The following is a 1,545-nucleotide window of genomic DNA, read 5'->3' on the forward strand; positions in this document are numbered from 1 at the left end:
CCCGGCCCTCCGGGCGCGCATCCCTCACGCGAACGTCAGCGCGGCCGCCGATGATCCTGGCGTACCGAGCCGACGAATCTCCTCGCGCTGAGGTCTCCCCCTCCCCCAGTCGGTTTTGGCGGAGGGGGCAGGGGGGAGAGGGCCTCCGCGCCGGGCGGGTACGATCCTCTCGGATCCGCCGCGATGCTTCCGGCCGCAGCCTCGCGCGGTTTGCGAGGCTTCCCGTAGTCGTTGCCGCGGCTTCAGCCGCCGGGCGTTCGGGGCCCCGGGGCCCCAAACGCAAAGGGAACCGGGCGCATCCGCCCGGCTCCCCCCGCATCAACCGATCCCCGGCTTACTTGCCGGTGAACTGCGGCGCGCGCTTCTCCACGTACGCCGTCAGCCCCTCCTTGGCGTCGCTGCTGTTGAAGAGCAGCGCCTGCAGCTCGCGCTCCAGCGCCAGCCCCTGCTCCAGCGGCAGCGCGCCGCCCGTCTGGCAGCTGCGCTTGATGTTGCCCACCGCGAACGTCGCCTTCCCCGGCCGCGTGAACTGCTTCGCGTAGGCCAGCACCTGCTCCAGGAAGGCGTCGCGGCTGTCCGCGTCGAGGATCTTGTTGACGATCCCGTACTTCTCCGCCGTCTCGAAGTCGAAGTTGCTTCCCTCCGCCATCAGCTCGATCGCCTTGGAGACGCCGACCAGCCGCGTCAGCCGCTGCGTCCCGCCCGTCCCCGGCAGCACGCCGAGGGCGACTTCGGGGAGGCCCACCTTCCCCGCGCCGCGGCGGGCCACGCGCAGGTCGGCCGCCATGGCGATCTCCAGCCCGCCGCCCACGGTGTGCCCGTTCATCGCGGCGATCACCAGCTTGGGCGTGTGCTCGAGACGGAGAAGCGTCTCGTTGGCGTGCAGGCAGAAGTAGTACTTCCAGGTGGGATCGGCCTTCTGCAGCATGTTGATGTTGGCGCCCGCGCAGAAGAACTTCTCGCCCGCGCCGGTGATCACGATCACGTCGACCGAGGTGTCGAAGCGAGCGCGCAGCACGGCCGCGTCGATCTGCCTCATCATCTCGTGCGTGTACGTGTTCGCCGGCGGGTCGTCGAGCGTGAGAATGGCGACGCCGTCCTGCACCTCGTAGTGCACCAGCGTCTTCTCGCCCGTCTCCTGCGGAACCTCGAGCTCTGCGGTAGCCATCAGTCACTCCGTGCGTGGTGAAAAGGTCGAACGTTCTGCATCCCTCGTATCCCCCTCAGCCGTACCATCCGGCCCGATCCCTGTCTCCTGATCCTCCTCAGCCCGTGCGCCAGATCGGCTGCGCCTCGCCCGTCGCGCCGCCCGCGTCGGCGGGGACGCGCGCGCCCTCGGGGAGGTAGCCGGTGAGGAAGATGGTGTACATGTCCTCCACCAGCGTCTCCACCGGCGCGTCGAGCCCGGGGCGGTGCCAGTTGTACAGCCAGTTCATCATCCCGAACAGCGAGAAGGTGGCCACGCGCAGGTCCACCCCGCCGTCGGGGCGCAGCTCGCGCAGGATCTCCATCGCCGTCTCGGTCAGCCGCCGCTTCTTCTCGTTC

Annotated in this window: 2 protein-coding genes; both read right to left on the reverse strand. The window is 69.6% G+C overall.

Annotation, left to right across the window (positions count from 1 at the left end; all coding sequences use genetic code 11):
• Window positions 1–334: 334 nt before the first annotated feature.
• Window positions 335–1,168 (reverse strand): enoyl-CoA hydratase/isomerase family protein, encoded by an 834-nt coding sequence (locus VF092_22625; GenBank protein HEX6750107.1) that lies wholly within the window; start codon window positions 1,166–1,168, stop codon window positions 335–337.
• Window positions 1,169–1,265: 97 nt separating this feature from the next.
• Window positions 1,266–1,545, reverse strand: a 280-nt coding sequence (locus VF092_22630) for a hypothetical protein (protein ID HEX6750108.1), incomplete at its 5' end; no start/stop codon positions are given.

Source organism: Longimicrobium sp. (assembly GCA_036377595.1).
Taxonomy (GTDB): Bacteria; Gemmatimonadota; Gemmatimonadetes; order Longimicrobiales; family Longimicrobiaceae; genus Longimicrobium.